15 protein-coding genes and 1 pseudogene are annotated in these 14,959 nt (G+C 72.7%); 11 read left to right on the top strand and 5 right to left on the bottom strand.

What is annotated here, in order from left to right; all coding sequences use genetic code 11:
* Position 1 precedes the first annotated feature (1 nt).
* The 4 genes from atpD (at position 2) to AB0J08_RS26680 (ending at position 3,258) form a co-directional block, all read left to right on the top strand.
* Entirely contained in the window at positions 2–1,447 is a 1,446-nt protein-coding gene (atpD, locus tag AB0J08_RS26695; RefSeq protein WP_360639370.1) for a F0F1 ATP synthase subunit beta, read from the top strand.
* A 183-nt stretch (positions 1,448–1,630) separates the two neighbouring features.
* Positions 1,631–2,014 carry a F0F1 ATP synthase subunit epsilon gene (locus tag AB0J08_RS26690; protein ID WP_360639367.1) on the top strand — a complete coding sequence of 128 codons (384 nt, stop codon included), beginning with the start codon at positions 1,631–1,633 and terminating at the stop codon, positions 2,012–2,014.
* Positions 2,015–2,162: 148 nt separating this feature from the next.
* On the top strand, positions 2,163–2,663 hold the full coding sequence (locus AB0J08_RS26685) for a DUF2550 domain-containing protein (RefSeq protein WP_360639364.1): 501 nt from the start codon (positions 2,163–2,165) through the stop codon (positions 2,661–2,663).
* A 22-nt stretch (positions 2,664–2,685) separates the two neighbouring features.
* Entirely contained in the window at positions 2,686–3,258 is a 573-nt protein-coding gene (locus AB0J08_RS26680) for a cob(I)yrinic acid a,c-diamide adenosyltransferase (protein WP_360639361.1), read from the top strand.
* 47 nt (positions 3,259–3,305) lie between these two features.
* Here AB0J08_RS26680 and AB0J08_RS26675 read toward each other — a convergent pair whose 3' ends face one another.
* Positions 3,306–3,896, bottom strand: coding sequence for a hypothetical protein (locus tag AB0J08_RS26675; RefSeq protein WP_360639358.1), 591 nt, complete (start codon positions 3,894–3,896; stop codon positions 3,306–3,308).
* A 158-nt stretch (positions 3,897–4,054) separates the two neighbouring features.
* On the opposite strand from AB0J08_RS26675, the gene AB0J08_RS26670 reads away from it, so the two are divergent.
* The 5 genes from AB0J08_RS26670 to AB0J08_RS26650 all read left to right on the top strand — a co-directional run bounded on the left by AB0J08_RS26670 (position 4,055) and on the right by AB0J08_RS26650 (position 10,330).
* Positions 4,055–5,266 carry a histidine kinase gene (locus AB0J08_RS26670; RefSeq protein ID WP_360639354.1) on the top strand — a complete coding sequence of 404 codons (1,212 nt, stop codon included), beginning with the start codon at positions 4,055–4,057 and terminating at the stop codon, positions 5,264–5,266.
* Positions 5,263–5,913, top strand: a complete 651-nt coding sequence (locus tag AB0J08_RS26665) for a response regulator transcription factor (RefSeq protein ID WP_360639351.1) — start codon at positions 5,263–5,265, stop codon at positions 5,911–5,913. The genes AB0J08_RS26670 and AB0J08_RS26665 overlap by 4 nt, the downstream gene beginning before the upstream one ends.
* Positions 5,914–6,149: 236 nt before the next feature.
* Positions 6,150–7,019: a 3-hydroxyacyl-CoA dehydrogenase family protein gene (locus tag AB0J08_RS26660; RefSeq protein WP_360639348.1), complete on the top strand. Its 870-nt coding sequence runs from the start codon at positions 6,150–6,152 to the stop codon at positions 7,017–7,019.
* 366 nt (positions 7,020–7,385) lie between these two features.
* Positions 7,386–7,730: an STAS domain-containing protein gene (locus AB0J08_RS26655; RefSeq protein ID WP_360639345.1), complete on the top strand. Its 345-nt coding sequence runs from the start codon at positions 7,386–7,388 to the stop codon at positions 7,728–7,730.
* A 284-nt stretch (positions 7,731–8,014) separates the two neighbouring features.
* Entirely contained in the window at positions 8,015–10,330 is a 2,316-nt protein-coding gene (locus tag AB0J08_RS26650; protein ID WP_360639342.1) for an ATP-binding protein, read from the top strand.
* An 18-nt stretch (positions 10,331–10,348) separates the two neighbouring features.
* On the opposite strand, the gene nucS is transcribed toward AB0J08_RS26650, so the two are convergent.
* The gene (nucS, locus tag AB0J08_RS26645) at positions 10,349–11,008 is read right to left on the bottom strand and encodes an endonuclease NucS (protein ID WP_360639339.1); all 660 of its coding nucleotides are present in this window, start codon (positions 11,006–11,008) and stop codon (positions 10,349–10,351) included.
* Between the two features lie 485 nt (positions 11,009–11,493).
* On the opposite strand from nucS, the gene AB0J08_RS26640 reads away from it, so the two are divergent.
* Positions 11,494–11,886, top strand: coding sequence for an SCO5389 family protein (locus AB0J08_RS26640; RefSeq protein ID WP_329489629.1), 393 nt, complete (start codon positions 11,494–11,496; stop codon positions 11,884–11,886).
* 143 nt (positions 11,887–12,029) lie between these two features.
* Here AB0J08_RS26640 and AB0J08_RS26635 read toward each other — a convergent pair whose 3' ends face one another.
* Positions 12,030–13,337 (bottom strand): LLM class flavin-dependent oxidoreductase, encoded by a 1,308-nt coding sequence (locus tag AB0J08_RS26635; RefSeq protein WP_360639336.1) that lies wholly within the window; start codon positions 13,335–13,337, stop codon positions 12,030–12,032.
* Positions 13,338–13,564: 227 nt separating this feature from the next.
* Between AB0J08_RS26635 and AB0J08_RS26630 the strand changes: the two genes are divergently transcribed.
* Positions 13,565–13,888, top strand: a complete 324-nt coding sequence (locus AB0J08_RS26630; protein ID WP_360639333.1) for an ATP/GTP-binding protein — start codon at positions 13,565–13,567, stop codon at positions 13,886–13,888.
* Positions 13,889–13,916: 28 nt separating this feature from the next.
* Here the strand turns inward: AB0J08_RS26630 and AB0J08_RS26625 are convergent, their stop codons facing one another.
* Both AB0J08_RS26625 and AB0J08_RS26620 read right to left on the bottom strand, forming a co-directional pair.
* A complete protein-coding gene (locus tag AB0J08_RS26625; RefSeq protein ID WP_360639330.1) occupies positions 13,917–14,684 on the bottom strand; it encodes an ABC transporter permease subunit in 768 nt (255 codons plus the stop codon).
* A 1-nt stretch (position 14,685) separates the two neighbouring features.
* Positions 14,686–14,959: pseudogene (locus AB0J08_RS26620) on the bottom strand (hypothetical protein); the annotation flags it as partial.

The following is a 14,959-nucleotide window of genomic DNA, read 5'->3' as shown; positions in this document are numbered from 1 at the left end:
AATGACCACCACTGTTGAGCCGACCACGGCGACGGGCCGCGTCGCGCGGGTCATCGGCCCGGTCGTCGACGTGGAGTTCCCCGTCGACGCGATTCCCAACATGTTCAACGCCCTGCACGTCGAGGTGGAGAACCCCGACGGCACGGGCAAGAAGATCCTCACCCTTGAGGTCGCCCAGCACCTCGGCGACGGCATGGTCCGCGGCATCTCGATGCAGCCGACCGACGGCCTGGTCCGTGGCGCGCAGGTGTCCGACACCGGTTCCGCCATCTCGGTGCCGGTCGGCCAGATCACCAAGGGCAAGGTGTTCAACGCCCTCGGTGAGGTGCTGAACGTCGACAAGGCCGAGTTCGAGGCCGAGGTCAAGGTTCGCTGGCCGATCCACCGCAAGGCGCCGGAGTTCAAGGACCTCGAGTCCAAGACCGAGATGTTCGAGACCGGCATCAAGGTCATCGACCTGCTCACCCCGTACGTCACCGGTGGCAAGATCGGTCTGTTCGGTGGTGCCGGTGTCGGCAAGACCGTTCTGATCCAGGAGATGATCTACCGCGTCGCCGAGAACTTCGGTGGTGTGTCGGTCTTCGCCGGCGTCGGCGAGCGCACCCGTGAGGGCAACGACCTCATCCACGAGATGGTCGACTCGGGCGTTCTGGACAAGACCGCGCTGGTCTTCGGCCAGATGGACGAGCCGCCGGGCACCCGTCTGCGCGTCGCGCTCTCCGCGCTGACCATGGCGGAGTACTTCCGTGACGTCGAGAAGCAGGACGTGCTCCTCTTCATCGACAACATCTTCCGGTTCACCCAGGCCGGTTCCGAGGTGTCGACCCTGCTCGGCCGGATGCCCTCCGCGGTGGGTTACCAGCCGAACCTGGCCGACGAGATGGGCCTCCTCCAGGAGCGCATCACCTCGACCCGCGGTCACTCGATCACCTCGATGCAGGCGATCTACGTCCCCGCGGACGACCTGACCGACCCGGCCCCGGCCACCACCTTCGCCCACCTGGACGCGACGACCGTTCTGTCGCGCCCGATCTCGGAGAAGGGCATCTACCCGGCCGTCGACCCGCTGGACTCCACGTCCCGCATCCTCGACCCGCGGTACATCGCGCAGACCCACTACGACACGGCCATCCGTATCAAGGGGATCCTGCAGAAGTACAAGGACCTGCAGGACATCATCGCGATCCTCGGTATCGACGAGCTGTCCGAGGACGACAAGATCACGGTCCACCGGGCCCGTCGCATCGAGCGCTTCCTCTCGCAGAACACCTACGTGGCGAAGCAGTTCACCGGTGTCGAGGGTTCGACCGTGCCGCTGTCGGAGACCATCGAGGCCTTCAACGCGATCGCGGACGGCAAGTACGACGCCGTTCCCGAGCAGGCCTTCTTCATGTGCGGTGGCATCGAGGACCTCGAGAAGAACGCCGCCGAGCTCGCGAAGAAGTAGTCGCGTCCGGTAGCAGCGAGTGACTGTGAGGGGTGGGCCCCAGCCCTGGGACCCACCCCTCGCGTCGCATCGGCTGTGATTCCGGTCAAATCCGTGCCGCCGGTTTCATGCCGGGGGCGCGGGCCCGTTATTCTTACCGAAACTCCCGAGTAATCGGGCGTTGCATGAGCCTAGGAGCCCACGTTGGCTGAGCTGCACGTCGAGCTGGTCGCAGCCGACCGCAAGGTGTGGTCCGGTGCGGCCACCATCGTCGTCGCCCGTACGGCCTCCGGTGACACCGGCATCATGCCGGGTCACACCCCGGTGCTGAGCGTGCTGGAGACCGGTCCGGTCACCATCCGCACCGTGGACGGCGGCACCGTGATCGCCGCGGTGCACGGCGGCTTCATCTCCTTCGCCGACAACAAGCTGTCTCTGCTCGCGGAGATCGCCGAGCTGGCGGACGAGATCGATGTCGCGCGCGCCGAGCGTGCGCTGGAGCAGGCGAAGTCGGACCTGGACGAGCACGCCGAGCGACGCGCCGAGGTGCGTCTGTTCGCGGCGCGCGGTCTCAAGGCCCACGCCTGAGTGCGCCGGACCCTGGCTTAGCGGGGTCGACCGACGGTCCCGGGGACGCGTGAGCGTGACCCCGGGACTGTCGTCTCAGTTGGTAGGTCAACGCGGTCGCCTGATACGACCGATACGGGGAACGCGGGTAGCGAGGAGGTAGGTGAGCATGGTCCTCGCCCTTGTGGTGTGCGCGGCGGTCGTTGCGCTGGGTGTGATCGGCCTGGTGGTGTTCGCGGTACGGCGCCGTGTGATCCAGCGGGTCGGCGGCACGTTCGACTGCAGCTACCGGCTCAAAATGCCCGCCGACGCCTCGACAGAGCCCGACCTCGACGAGAACGGCAAACCCACCTCCGCCCCGGTCCCGCAGACCGACGGCAAGGGGTGGGTTTTTGGTATCGGCCGCTACAGCGGTGACTCGATCGAGTGGTTCCGGGTCTTCTCGTACGCCCCGCGCCCGCGCAAGGTGCTTCCGCGCCGGGAGATCGAGGTGCTGGGCCGGCGCTACCCCGAGGGCCAGGAGGAGCTGGCGCTGCTCTCCGGCTCGGTCGTGCTCCGGTGCCTGCACAACGGCGCCCCGCTGGAGCTGGCGATGAGCGACGACGCCCTGACCGGCTTCCTCGCCTGGCTGGAAGCCGCCCCACCCGGCCAGAGGGTTAACGTCGCCTAACCGGGCTCGCTAGTCTGGCGGCATGGTCAATCTGACGCGCATCTACACCCGTACCGGCGACGACGGCACCACCGCGCTCGGTGACATGAGCCGCACGACCAAGACCGACCCGCGCCTGATCGCGTACGCCGACACCAACGAGGCCAACGCCGCGATCGGCGTGGCGATCGCCGCCGGGGGCCTGTCCGAGGACGTCGCCGCGGTGCTCGTCCGGGTGCAGAACGATCTCTTCGACGTCGGTGCGGACCTGGCCACCCCGGTGGTGGAGGACCCGAAGTACCCGCCGCTGCGGGTGCTGCAGTCCTACATCGACAAGCTGGAGGCGGACTGCGACCACTACCTGGAGTCGCTGGAGAAGCTGCGCAGCTTCATCCTCCCCGGCGGCACGGTGGGGGCGGCGCACCTGCACCTCGCCTGCACGGTGGTGCGGCGGGCCGAGCGGGCCACCTGGGCGGCGATCGAGGAGCACGGGGACACCGTGAACCCGCTGACCGCCAAGTACCTCAACCGGCTCTCCGACCTGCTGTTCATCCTGGCCCGGGCGGCCAACAAGGAGCGCGGCGACGTGCTCTGGGTGCCGGGCGAGAACCGCTGAACCGGTCGCCCCGCCGGTCGGCGGGGCGACCGGCGGTGGGCTGACCGCTACCGCTGCTGGGGGATCTTCCAGCCGACCACGTGGCCCTCCTCGACGATCGCGCCGGCCGGGGCCTCCTTGGGCCAGAGCGAGTAGCAGCCGGCCACGATCACGTTGATCCCGGCCGTCAGGCCCAGCCGCAGGTACCAGCCGGTGAAGGTGGCGACGTGGGCGGCGCCGTCGGAGAGCGGGACGAGGGCGGTGATCAGCCCCAGCGTGATCGCGGCCGAGGCCACGGTGCGCCGGCAGATCCGCCACTCGTGGGCGGTCCGCTCGGCGCCGTACTTGGGGGCGCCCTTGGGCTTGGGGCCGCCGGCGAAGCGGTACTGGAAGTGCCGGTCGGCCCAGCGGACCAGGGACGGCCCGTAGCCGATGGAGAAGCCCGCGTAACCGGCCGCCAGCGCGTGCGTCCACCCGGCGGTGGCGCCGCCGCGCAGGTCGAGCACGATCAGGGCGAACAGGGTCAGGTCCACCACCGGCAGGCCGACCAGCAGGACGGTGCTCACCGCGCGCAGCCGCAGCAGGTAGCGGGTGGCGAGGCCGAGCGCGAGGAGGATCCAGAACGCGACCTCGGCCGCGACGATCAGAGTGACGATCATGGAGTGCTCCCAGGTCGATCGGCGGCGCCTCCAGCCTCGCCCGTCGGGGCGCACCGGTCGTCGTCACCGGAGCCGAGCCGGCTCTGCACCTTTCGATGTACGGCTCCTCCTCCCCGTACCGGAGCCGGAGGCCCGGCCGGGGATGATCTGATGGGGGAGTGCGCAGACCCACACTCACCCCGCGGCAGGAGGACCGGGCGATCGCCCTCGCCGGGTCGGTCGGCGGGCTGGTGCTGATCGCCTTCAAGGTCTACGACCACTCAGAGGGCGTCCCGCGCTGGGTGGTGCTGCCACCGCTGCTGCTCACCGCCGGGCTGGAGCTGTTCCGGCGCACCCGTCCGATCCTGACGGTGGCGATCGGCGGGGTGGTCTTCGCCGTGAGCATCTTCACCGGTGCGCTGATCGCGACCACCATCATGTACACCGACCTGCTCTACGCGTCGGTGCTCTACGGCAGCCCGCGGATGTCCCGCGTCCTGCACCTGACCGGCGCCGGCTCGGTGATCGTCCTGAGCAGCCTGTCCTTCCTGTACAGCGACGCCCCCACGGCGCTGGCCGTGGTGGTGATCACCTCACTGATCTTCCTCGGGCCGGTCTGGACGGGGGACCTGGTGCGCAGGCACCGGGAGGAGGCGGAGACCCAGCGGCTGCGTGCCGAGCAGACCGCGCTGCTCTCCGAGATGGACCGGCGCCAGGCAGTGGTCGCCGAACGGTCCCGAATGGCCCGGGAGTTGCACGACGTGGTGGCCAACCACCTGTCCGCCATCGCGATCCACGCCACCGGCGCCCAGTCGGTGGCCCGGCGTCAGCGACGCTCCGAGGAGGACCCGTTGGTGTCGGCGATGGGGGTGATCCGGGAGAACAGTGTGCAGGGATTGGCCGAAATGCGCCGCATGATCGGGCTGCTGCGCGACAGCGGCGGCGGCGAGGCCGACGAGTCCTACGCCGCGCCCGATCTGGGGGCGGTGGACGCGCTGCTGGCCAAGGCCCGGGCGGCCGGGCGGGACGTGGGGCTGGACTTCGACCTCGCGGAGCGCGGCGAGCGCGGGAAGCTGGCGGTGCCGGTCGAGCTGGCGGCGTACCGGATCGTGCAGGAGTCGCTCACCAACGCGCTGAAGCACGCCGGCCCGGGCCGGGTCCGGGTGGTGGTGGACTACGGGCCGCGGGAACTGAGCATCGCCGTGGACAGCCCCTACCGCGCCGACGCCGGCCGGGGACTGCCCGGCGCCCGGGCCGGGCTGGTGGGCATGGGGGAGCGGGCCGGGCTGCTCGGCGGCAGCTTCGAGGCCGGCCCGGAGGGTGACTGCTGGAGCGTGCGCGCGGTGCTGCCGCGGGAGCTGGTGACGGAGGAAGGGGAGCGGCAGGCATGACGATTCGGGTGCTGGTGGCCGAGGACCAGGCGGCCGTCCGGGCGGCGTTGGTGATGATCCTGCGGGCCGAGCCGGACCTGGAGGTGGTCGGGCAGGCCGCGGACGGCGAGGAGGCGGTGCGGCTGGCCCTGGAACTGCGGCCCGACGTCGTCCTGATGGACGTGCAGATGCCCCGGCTGGACGGCGTCTCGGCGACCGCCCGGGTGGTGGCCGCCGGAGCGGCGCAGGTCCTGGTGCTGACCACCTTCGACCTGGACGAGTACGTGTACGGCGCGCTGCGGGCCGGCGCGGCCGGCTTCCTGCTCAAGGACCTGGAGGCGGACACCCTGGTCCAGGGCATCCGCACGGTGGCGCGCGGGGACGGCATGCTGGCGCCCTCGGTGACCCGGCGGCTGATCGACACCTTCGCCCGCCCCGGGCGCGCGGTCGGGCCCGAGGCGCGGGAGTCGGTGTCGGGGCTCACCCCGCGTGAGCGGGAGGTGCTGGCCTGCATCGGGGCCGGGCTGTCGAACGGCGAGATCGCCGGGCGGCTGGAGATGGCCGAGGCGACCACCAAGACGCACGTCAGCCGGATCCTCGCCAAGCTGCGGCTGCGCAGCCGGGTGCAGGCGGCGATCCTGGCCCAGGACCTCGGGCTGACGATCTGAACAGCGGCCCTCCGGTCCCGGGCCGTGCCGAGCCTGCGGCACCTCGGGGGTGGGCGCCGCCTCCCGGGTGCCGGCGGCTCTCGGTCGCAGATCACACTCCCGGATGACACCACGGCGGGCGGAAGGGCATTAGAGTCCGGCGCATGAGCGGCGCGGCTCATGAGCGGGTGACCCCTGCGCTGAGCCGCCTTCAGGGCCCGCCCACAGGGCGGCGACGGCATCCGGGAGACCCAGCCATGAGCAACGCGTCCAGCAAGCAGATCGCCGTGATCGGGGCCGGCCTGATGGGGGCCGGGATCGCCCAGGTCTCCGCCCAGGCAGGTCACCCGGTGGTGCTGCGGGACGTCACCGAGGAGGCGCTGCAGCGCGGTCTCGCGGGAATTCGCGCCTCGTACGAGAAGTTCGTCGCCAAGGGCAGGCTGACCGCCGAGGACGCCGAGGCGGCGCTCGGCCGGATCACCACCACGACGGACCTGGGCGCGGTCGCCGAGGCCGACATCGTGGTCGAGGCGGTCTTCGAGCAGCTGGACGTCAAGGAAGGCGTCTTCAAGGAGCTCGACAAGATCGCCAAGGACGGTGCGGTGCTGGCCTCCAACACCTCGGCCATTCCGATCACCCGGATCGCGGCCGTCACCCGCCGCCCCGAGTCGGTCGTCGGCATGCACTTCTTCTCGCCGGTGCCGCTGATGCGCCTGGTCGAGCTGGTGCGCGGCTACAAGACCAGCGACGAGACGCTCGCCACCGCGCGCGCCTTCGCCGAGGGCGTCGGCAAGGAGGTCGTGGTGGTCAACCGCGACGTGGCCGGCTTCATCACCACCCGCCTGATCAGCGCGCTGGTCGTCGAGGCCGCCAAGCTCTACGAGTCGGGTGTCGCCACCGCGGAGGACATCGACACTGCCTGTCGGCTCGGTTTCGGCCACCCGATGGGCCCGCTGGAGACCGCCGACATGACCGGCGTCGACATCCTGCTGCACGCCGCCCGGAACATCTACGCCGAGACCCAGGACGAGAAGTTCGCCCCGCCGGAGATCATGGCGCGCATGGTCACCGCCGGTGACCTGGGCCGCAAGAGCGGCCAGGGCTTCTACCCGCACCCGGGCAAGTGACGCACCGGGGCCGGTGACCGGCCGGGCCGTGCGGTCGCAGCACCGTACGGCCCACCGTGCCGGGGTAGGTGAGTTTCCTCACGCCGGGTACCGCAGACGGGTGATTTGGGCGGTAATCGAGCGTAGGTGTGGGGAGTTCCTGCGTATATTCCCTCGGACGAGTGAAGTTGCTTCAGATCTGGCCGGAACCAGCAACCTGCGGACCTGGTTCACCGTCAGATGAGGGGGACCCGGTCCACGCCGACGACGCTGCGGCCGGACCCGGGCGCGGGGCTTCAGGCCCGCCCGGATGGACACCCGCTCCCGGGCCCGCGCGGCCGGGGCGGAACGACCCGTACCAGTGACCGCCAGGCGGAGGAGGAGACCATGCGCATCACGGGCGACCACGCGGCGCTGGCCATCGAGGGCCGCCTCGACGTGCGCACCGCCGCCGACGCCCGGGTCCGGCTGCACCAGGCCATCGACGGCGGCCGCGGCGACCTCGTGCTGGACCTCGCCCGGCTGGAGTTCTGGGACGCCACCGGCCTCGGCGTGATCATGGGAACCCACCGCCGGGCCGGCCGGATCGGCCGCCGGCTGGTGCTGCGGTCCGTCCCGGCGCAGCTCCAGCGGCTGCTGGTGGCCACCCGGCTGCACCGGATCCTCGCCGTCGAGGGCGTTGTCTCGGAGCCCCGCGGCGCGACGCTGCCCGCGCTGGGCCCGGCGCTGTAGGCCCTCCCGCCGGGCTCCCGCACCCCTTTCGCCGGGCTCCCGCGTGCCCTGCGTCGGCCCCCGTACGCCCTGCGTCGGCCCCCCGTGCCCCTTCGGGAAGGGACCGCCCTGCGCGCGACGGGCCGGATGTGCGAGAGTCTGGCGTCAGAAAGACGGCCGCCGGGGACAGGACCGGCTCCTCCCTGCCTCCGGGCCGGGCGGGGTCCCCCCGGCCGGAGGCAGGGGCGTATCCCCACCCGGAGCGGCCGTACCGAGTCGTCGGCCGACCAGGGGCGGAGCAGATCGTGGGACAGCCATCCGGTGAGTTCCGGCAGGAAGCCGTACGCACCCGGGGCGGTGAGCTGGTCTCCGGCGCCCTGCTGGTGACCGTCGGCACCCCGGACGGTTCCGAGGTCCGGCCCTGCCCCGACGAGTGGCGGCCCCGCCCGCGCCGGATCGGGCGCACCGAACCCGCCCGCGGCCCGGTCGGCGGCCCCGGCCGCGCGGTCGGACCGCTCGCCCTCGGCGCCGGCCCCGCCGACCTGCCGCTGCTCGACCGCGAGGCCGACATCGCGCACCTGCTCGGCCTGCTCGCCGAGGGGCGTTCGATACGCCTGGTCGGCCAGGCCGGCTCGGGCCGCAGCGCGCTGCTGTCCGCCGTCGCCGAGGCGGCCGGCGACCTCGCGCCCGGCGGTGTCGTCCAGCTCTGCGGCCACCGCCGCACCGGCGACGACCTGCTCCAGGACCTCTTCGCCGCCACCCACCAGGCCCCCGGCTTCCGCCCCGATCCGGGCCAACTCGCCGAGCACCTCGCCCGGGTCGGCGCGATCGTGGTCGTCGACGAGGTAGAACCGGTCGGCGCGAAGCTGGAGCACCTGCTCGCCGCCGCCCCCGACTGCGCCTTCCTGATCTCCGTGGCCCCGGACAGCCCGCCGCTGCCCGCCGACTCCCGGCTGCGGGATCACCTCGTCGCCGGCCTCTCCCGCTCCGCCTGCCTCGCGCTCACCGCCCGGCTGGCCGGCCGGCCCCTCGACGCGGCCGAGAAGGCCTGGGCGGTCGACCTCTGGTTCGAGTCCGAGGGGCTGCCGCTGCGCTTCGTCCAGGCCGCCGCGCTGCTGCGCCAGCGGGACGTCGCGGTGGACGCGCTGGTCGCCGCCGAGGAGGACCGGCTGGGCGTCTTCGGCGCGGTCGAGGAACCTGACCGGCACCCCGACCCGGCGGTCCGCGAGAGCGAGCTGCGCGGGACCGTCCCGCTGCCGTCCGTGGCCGAGAGCGCCTCGCCCGCCGTCCGGCTCGCCGAGGGCCTCAGCGAGCCCGCCCAGGCCGTACTGAGGCTCGCGGTGGCGCTCGGCGGCGAGTGCCCGACCGCCCCGCACCTGCCGGCGCTGATCGACGTCGGCCAGGGTGAGAGCGCACTGCACGAACTCGCCGACGCCGGGCTGGCGGTGTCCATCGGCGGTCACCACCGGCTCACCGCGGGCGCGCTCGACCTGCTCGCCCCGCACTGGCCGGCCCGCGGCAGCATCGACGGCGCCGCCCAGCACTTCGCCTGGTGGGTCGGGCACAGCTCGGTCTCCACGGAGCAGATCGCGGCCGAGGCGGAGGTGGTGATCGGGGTGCTGCTGGCCGACCGGACCGCCGGCCGGCACGCCGCCGTCCTGCGGCTGGCCCGGGCGGCCGGGCCGGCGCTGGCCCTGGCGCTGCGCTGGGGCGCCTGGGAGCGCGCCCTGCTGCTCGGCCTGGAGGCCGCCCGCAACACCGGCTCCCGGGCCGACGAGGCCTGGTTCCACCACGAGTTGGGCGTCTACGCGATCTGCGTCCGCGAGCCCGGGCGCGCCGTCGCCGAACTGGAGTCCGCGCTCACCCTGCGGGCCGCCCTCGGCGAGCCGCGCGGGGCCGCCGGTGCCCGCCGGATGCTCGATCTGCTGCGCGCCGACGGTCGACAGCTGCCCGCCACCGAGTCGACCGCTCCGCCGCCCGTCCGGCGCCCTGTCATCCGGGCGATCGCGCAGGTGCCGTGGCGGTTCAAGACCACCCCCGGCACGGCGGGCGGCACCCGGCGCACCGTGATCGCCGCCTCGGCGGCCGTCCTCGCGCTCGGCGTGCTCGGTACGGCGGTCGGGCTGAGCGTCGCGGGCCCGGACGAGCACCGCGGCAGCGACCCGCGCAGCAGCACGGACGACGGCACCGGTCTGCCGGCGAGTCTGCCGACGCCCCGGCCGAGCCCGAGCCCCACCGCCACGCCCTCCGACGGGACGCAGAGCCCGGAGGCCCCGCCGGCGCAGGACACGGCGGAGCCGGAGGCGTCGGAGAGCAGCAGCGGGCCGTCACGCTCGCCGTCGGCCTCCGGGTCGGCGTCGAAGAAGGCCGGCAAGTCGCCGACCGCGACGGCGACGACCTCGCAGCCGCCCTCCCCGGGTCGGCCGGAGTCCCCGGTGCTGCCGCCCGTGCAGCCGCCGCCGGGCGGCGGTGGCAGTGCCGGCGGCCAGTCCGGCGGGAGCACCCCGACGGCCCCGGCGCCGACCACCACCTCGGCCTCGCCGTCGGAACCCGGCGTCAGCCCCTCGGGCAGCGCGACGCCGGGCTCACCGAGCCCGACGGCGCCCGTGACGCCGTCCTGACGGATCAGGACGCGGCGGTCAGAACAGCTTGAGCTTGTCGTCGTCGATGCCGCGCAGCCCGTCGTAGTCCAGCACCACGCAGCCGATGCCGCGGTCCGTGGCGAGGACGCGGGCCTGGGGCTTGATCTCCTGCGCGGCGAAGACGCCCTTCACCGGGGCGAGCAGCGGGTCCCGGTTGAGCAGCTCCAGGTAGCGGGTGAGCTGTTCGACGCCGTCGATCTCGCCGCGGCGCTTGATCTCGACGGCGACGGTCGTGCCGTCGGAGTCGCGGCAGAGGATGTCGACCGGGCCGATCGCCGTCGGGTACTCGCGGCGGATGAGCGACCAGCCGGCGCCGAGCACCTCCATCCGGTCGGCCAGCAGCTCCTGGAGGTGTGCTTCGACGCCGTCCTTGATCAGGCCGGGGTCCACCCCGAGTTCGTGGGAGGAGTCGTGCAGCACCTCCTCCAGCGTGATGATGAGCTTCTCGCCGGCCTTGTTGATCACTGTCCAGGCCCCGTCGGCCTCCTTGAGGGTGCACGGCGGGGACATCCAGTTGAGCGGCTTGTAGGCACGGTCGTCGGCGTGGATGCTGACGCTGCCGTCGGCCTTGACCAGGATGAGCCTGGTGGCGGAGGGCAGATGGGCGGAGAGCCGACCGGCATAGTCGACTGAGCAGCGGGCAATTACGAGACGCACGGTCGACCACGCTAGCCCACCGGGGCCAGTTGATGCGATTCCGCGACGGCCGGGTGAAGAATCCGCGAACCCCGCGAACATGGAGGTTCGGCGATCCCGCGAATGCCTGACGGCCCTCTGGCGCCCATTCCCACGGGCAGCTACGGTGTGTGACGGCTTGCTTGCAGCGGAGCTGTCAACGGGGACGGAGACTTCAGATGAACGATCCAGCAGGATCCGGCCAATCTGGTGCAGCGACGCGTATTCACGGAGCAATCCACAGGAATCCCCGGCCTCGCCCCCCATTGGCTGCCACGCTGTTGTGAGCGGCCGGAGCCCCCGACGCGTCCTCGACGCGGCCTAGGCGCCGACGCCTTCGCACGGTGCCGGAAACAGCCGTCCGACGGCGTTCCGGACATCACACGCGATTCGCCCACCCTCACCCTCAGCTTGGACTACGCATCACCACCCGGGCGCCGCGCGGGTGGACCGCGAGAGGAGAATCCATGTCGCTCGACGTCTCACCGGCCCTGCTGGAAAAGGCCGAGCGGGGCGAGGTCGACGAGCGGGAATTCGTCGACTGCGTCCGCGTCTCCCTGCCGTACGCCTGGGAGCTGATCAGCTCGCTGGTCGCCCAGGCGAAGGTCGACGGCACCGACTTCGCAGACAACCACGTACCGCCGCCCAGCGAGCAGGCCCGCGGCCAGCTTCTGCGGGCACTGGCCAGCGATGCCATCCGGGGCGCTCTGCAGCGCCACTTCGGTGTCCGGCTGGCCTTCCAGAACTGTCACCGGGTGGCGGTGTTCCTGCCGTCGGACTCCAACGAGGCGCGGTTCGATCGCTTCACGTCCGTCCGGGAGCAGTTGCTCAACCAGTCCGAGGAACTCCGGGACTGCTGATCGGTCGGGCCGGCTGCGTCGGCACGACGGCGCGGCGAGCACCGGTGCGGCCGCGGCGGCACCGGCACGCGACCGGGCCGCCCCTCCCCTCGGCGGGGTGGGGCGGCCCGGTGGCGTCCGCCGTCCGGACCGGTCCGTCGGCGTCAGCCCAGTTGCGGCAGCACCTCGGAGCCGAGGCGGGCGATGTTCTCCAGGGTCGCCTCATGATCGCCGCTGCCCTCGGCGAGCAGCGCGAAGCGCCTGATGCCGGTGCGCTCGGCGGTGGCCAGCAGTCGGTCGGCGCACTGCTTCGGCGTGCCCACCGCGTGCAGGTCGCAGAGGAGTTCGGTGTACGCGTGCGGGTCGCGCATCTTGCGCTCGCGGCCGTCCACGGTGCGGTGCGCGCCGAGCCCGTACTCGAACCAGCCGGGCATCGCGCGCAGCAGCGTGGCCCGGGCCGCCGAGGTGCGGTCGTCGACCTGCGCCACCCCGGCCGCGACGTGCTGACGGCCGATCCGGCGCAGCTGCTCCTCGCTCCGGCCGGCGGCCAGCCACGCGGTGCGGTAGAGCTCCAGCATCCGCAGCTTGTCGTCGTCGCCGGAGTGCATGCCGAGCAGCATCGGCAGGCCGCGTTCGGCGGCGAGCCGGACCCCGCCGGGCGAGGTGCAGGCCACCACCATCGGCGGGCCCGCCACCGGGCGTCCCGAGGCGGTGAGTTCCTCGCCGGGCCCGTCCGTCTCCACCCGTTGGCGGGGGAAACGCAGCGGCCCGGACTGGTCGCCGAGGCCGAGCCAGGTACCGAGGTCGGGCCGCCGGGGTTGTTCGGTGGCGCGCGGCACCACGGCCACCTCCGGGAAGCTGAACTGCGGCCCGTCCGCGCCCACCCGGGTGCCGCGCAGCCAGCGCAGCAGCAGGTCGAGCCGCTCCGGGAAGCCCTGCTCGAAGGCCTCCACGCCGCCGCCGAAGACGTCCAGGTCGATCCACGGGCCGCCGCGCCCCACCCCGAGCGTGAACCGTCCGCCGGAGACGAGGTGCAGCATCGCGGCCTGTTCGCCGAGCGCCACCGGGTGGGCGGTGGAGAGCACGCTGACCGCCGTGCCGACGCCGATCCGACGGGTGCGGCCGAGCAGCATCGCGGCGAGCGTGGCGGCGTTCGGGCAGACCCCGTACGGGACGAAGTGGTGCTCGGCCAGCCAGACGCTGTCCAGGCCCGCCCGCTCGGCCTCGACGGTGGCCCGGACCGTCCGGTCCAGGGCCTCGCCGTGGGTCTGGCCGGGGAACTGCGCCGAGAGCAGGAAGGCGCCGACCCGGACCGGTGCGGTGTCCGTGGTGCGCGCGCCGGAACGCTGGGGCGCCGGCAGGGGGGTGCCGGTGGCGCCGGCCGGGCCGGCGGTCGTCGGTGCCGGGCCGACTGAGGGTGGCCGGACTCCGACGGGTCGGCGGGTCTCGGCGCGGGCGCTGGTCTTGGTCATCCTTGGGCCTCCTCGGGTGCGCGCAGGGTCTGCGGGCCCCGCCTGTCCCCTTGTGAGTAACCGATGTCATGTGCCAATGGCACGCCGAACCACGAATTTCACAGAAGAACGGGTGGATATCACGGGAAACACCGAAGCGCCGGGCGGTGCCGTGATAGTGGCTTCGGGGGGTATGTGCCGGCCGTAATCTGGAACGGCTCCGAGCCCCCGTAGAGAGGTAGCCAGACGTGTCGCCCCGCCGCAACCGGATCAAGAGTGCAGCCGATCACGAGGCCTCGGCGCCGGCCGCCCCGCTCGGCGGCGCCCTGCGCCGCACCGAGAGCTACCAGGGCGACGACTGGGTGGTGCAGACGGTGGCCGGCACCGCCGGCCGCCACTACCGCTGCCCGGGCTGCGACCAGGAGATCCCGCCGGGTGTCGGCCACGTGGTGGCCTGGCCGATGCACGGCGCCGGGGTGGACGACCGCCGGCACTGGCACCGGGCCTGCTGGGGCGCCCGCGACCGGCGGGCCTCCAACGTCCAGCGCGGCCGCGGCGCACCCCGGTACTGAGGGCGCCGCGACCGCGTCGGCGAGCCGGTCAGGCGTCGCGCTTCTTCAGCACCAGCGCGCCGCCGACCAGCGCGGCCGCCGTCCAGGCCACACAGATCGCGAAGCCGGCCCACGGGCCGTACGGCTGGTTGTGCTGCTCGTAGACCAGCATCATCCGCGAGCCCGCGTAGTCGGGGAAGTAGTGCGCCAGCGTCTTGACCTTCGGCACCGCCGAGAGGATCGGCGAGAGCAGGAAGAAGAACGGCACCAGCACGCCCAGCGCCAGCGTCTGGTTGTGCAGCATCGCGGTGACGCCGGCCGAGAACAGGCAGAGCAGCGTCAGGTACATCGCCGCGCCGAACACCGCGCGCAGCACGTGCGGTTCGCCGAGGCTGGTGGAGTGGTCGCCGAGCAGCGCCTGGCCGACGAAGAACGTGATGAACGCGGTGACCAGGGAGACCGCGAAGGCCAGGGCGCCGAGCACCAGCGCCTTGCCGGCGAGCAGGGTCCCGCGCTGCGGGACGGCCGCCAGGGTGACCCTGATCATCCCGCTGCTGTACTCGTTGCCGACCGCCAGCACGCCGAAGACGATGATGGCCAGTTCGCCGAGGATGATGCCGGAGAAGGCCGTCCCGGTGGCGTCGAACGGGCTGTCCGCGTCCCCCCGGAACTCCTCGAAGTTGTTGTTGGTGAGCAGGGACAGCAGCGCGCCGAGGCCGAGGGTGACGACGAAGGCCAGCGCGAGTGTCCAGACCGTCGACCGGACGCTTCGGATCTTCGTCCACTCGGAGCGCAGCACCGCCGGGAAGGACGCCATCTCAGTTCTCCTTCTGCTGTACGGCCGCCGGCTGCTGCGCCGCGGCGCCCTGCCAGGTCGCGCCCCAGGTGCCGGGTGCGCCGGCCGCGTCGCGGCCCTCGCCGCTCCCGGCGTGGTACTCCACCGAGTCGGCCGTCATCTGCATGAACGCCTCCTCCAGCGAGGCCTGCTGGGGGCTGAGCTCGTGCAGCACCACCCCGTGGGCGGCGGCCACCGGAGTACCCGGCCGCGCGGATCGGATACATGCTCGACGACGCCCGGCCGGTCCTGGGGCT

Source organism: Kitasatospora sp. NPDC050463 (genome assembly GCF_040655255.1).
Lineage (GTDB): Bacteria > Actinomycetota > Actinomycetes > Streptomycetales > Streptomycetaceae > Kitasatospora.
This window is presented reverse-complemented; position numbering and strand designations above follow the sequence as displayed.

What these genes read in the sequence shown, in the direction of transcription:
- atpD (WP_360639370.1), top strand. Translation starts at nt 2, where the DNA reads ATGACCACCACTGTTGAGCCGACCACGGCGACGGGCCGCGTCGCGCGG.
- AB0J08_RS26685 (WP_360639364.1), top strand. Translation starts at nt 2,163, where the DNA reads ATGGTCCTCGCCCTTGTGGTGTGCGCGGCGGTCGTTGCGCTGGGTGTG.
- AB0J08_RS26680 (WP_360639361.1), top strand. Translation starts at nt 2,686, where the DNA reads ATGGTCAATCTGACGCGCATCTACACCCGTACCGGCGACGACGGCACC.
- AB0J08_RS26675 (WP_360639358.1), bottom strand. Translation starts at nt 3,896, where the DNA reads ATGATCGTCACTCTGATCGTCGCGGCCGAGGTCGCGTTCTGGATCCTC.
- AB0J08_RS26665 (WP_360639351.1), top strand. Translation starts at nt 5,263, where the DNA reads ATGACGATTCGGGTGCTGGTGGCCGAGGACCAGGCGGCCGTCCGGGCG.
- AB0J08_RS26660 (WP_360639348.1), top strand. Translation starts at nt 6,150, where the DNA reads ATGAGCAACGCGTCCAGCAAGCAGATCGCCGTGATCGGGGCCGGCCTG.
- AB0J08_RS26655 (WP_360639345.1), top strand. Translation starts at nt 7,386, where the DNA reads ATGCGCATCACGGGCGACCACGCGGCGCTGGCCATCGAGGGCCGCCTC.
- AB0J08_RS26640 (WP_329489629.1), top strand. Translation starts at nt 11,494, where the DNA reads ATGTCGCTCGACGTCTCACCGGCCCTGCTGGAAAAGGCCGAGCGGGGC.
- AB0J08_RS26635 (WP_360639336.1), bottom strand. Translation starts at nt 13,337, where the DNA reads ATGACCAAGACCAGCGCCCGCGCCGAGACCCGCCGACCCGTCGGAGTC.
- AB0J08_RS26625 (WP_360639330.1), bottom strand. Translation starts at nt 14,684, where the DNA reads ATGGCGTCCTTCCCGGCGGTGCTGCGCTCCGAGTGGACGAAGATCCGA.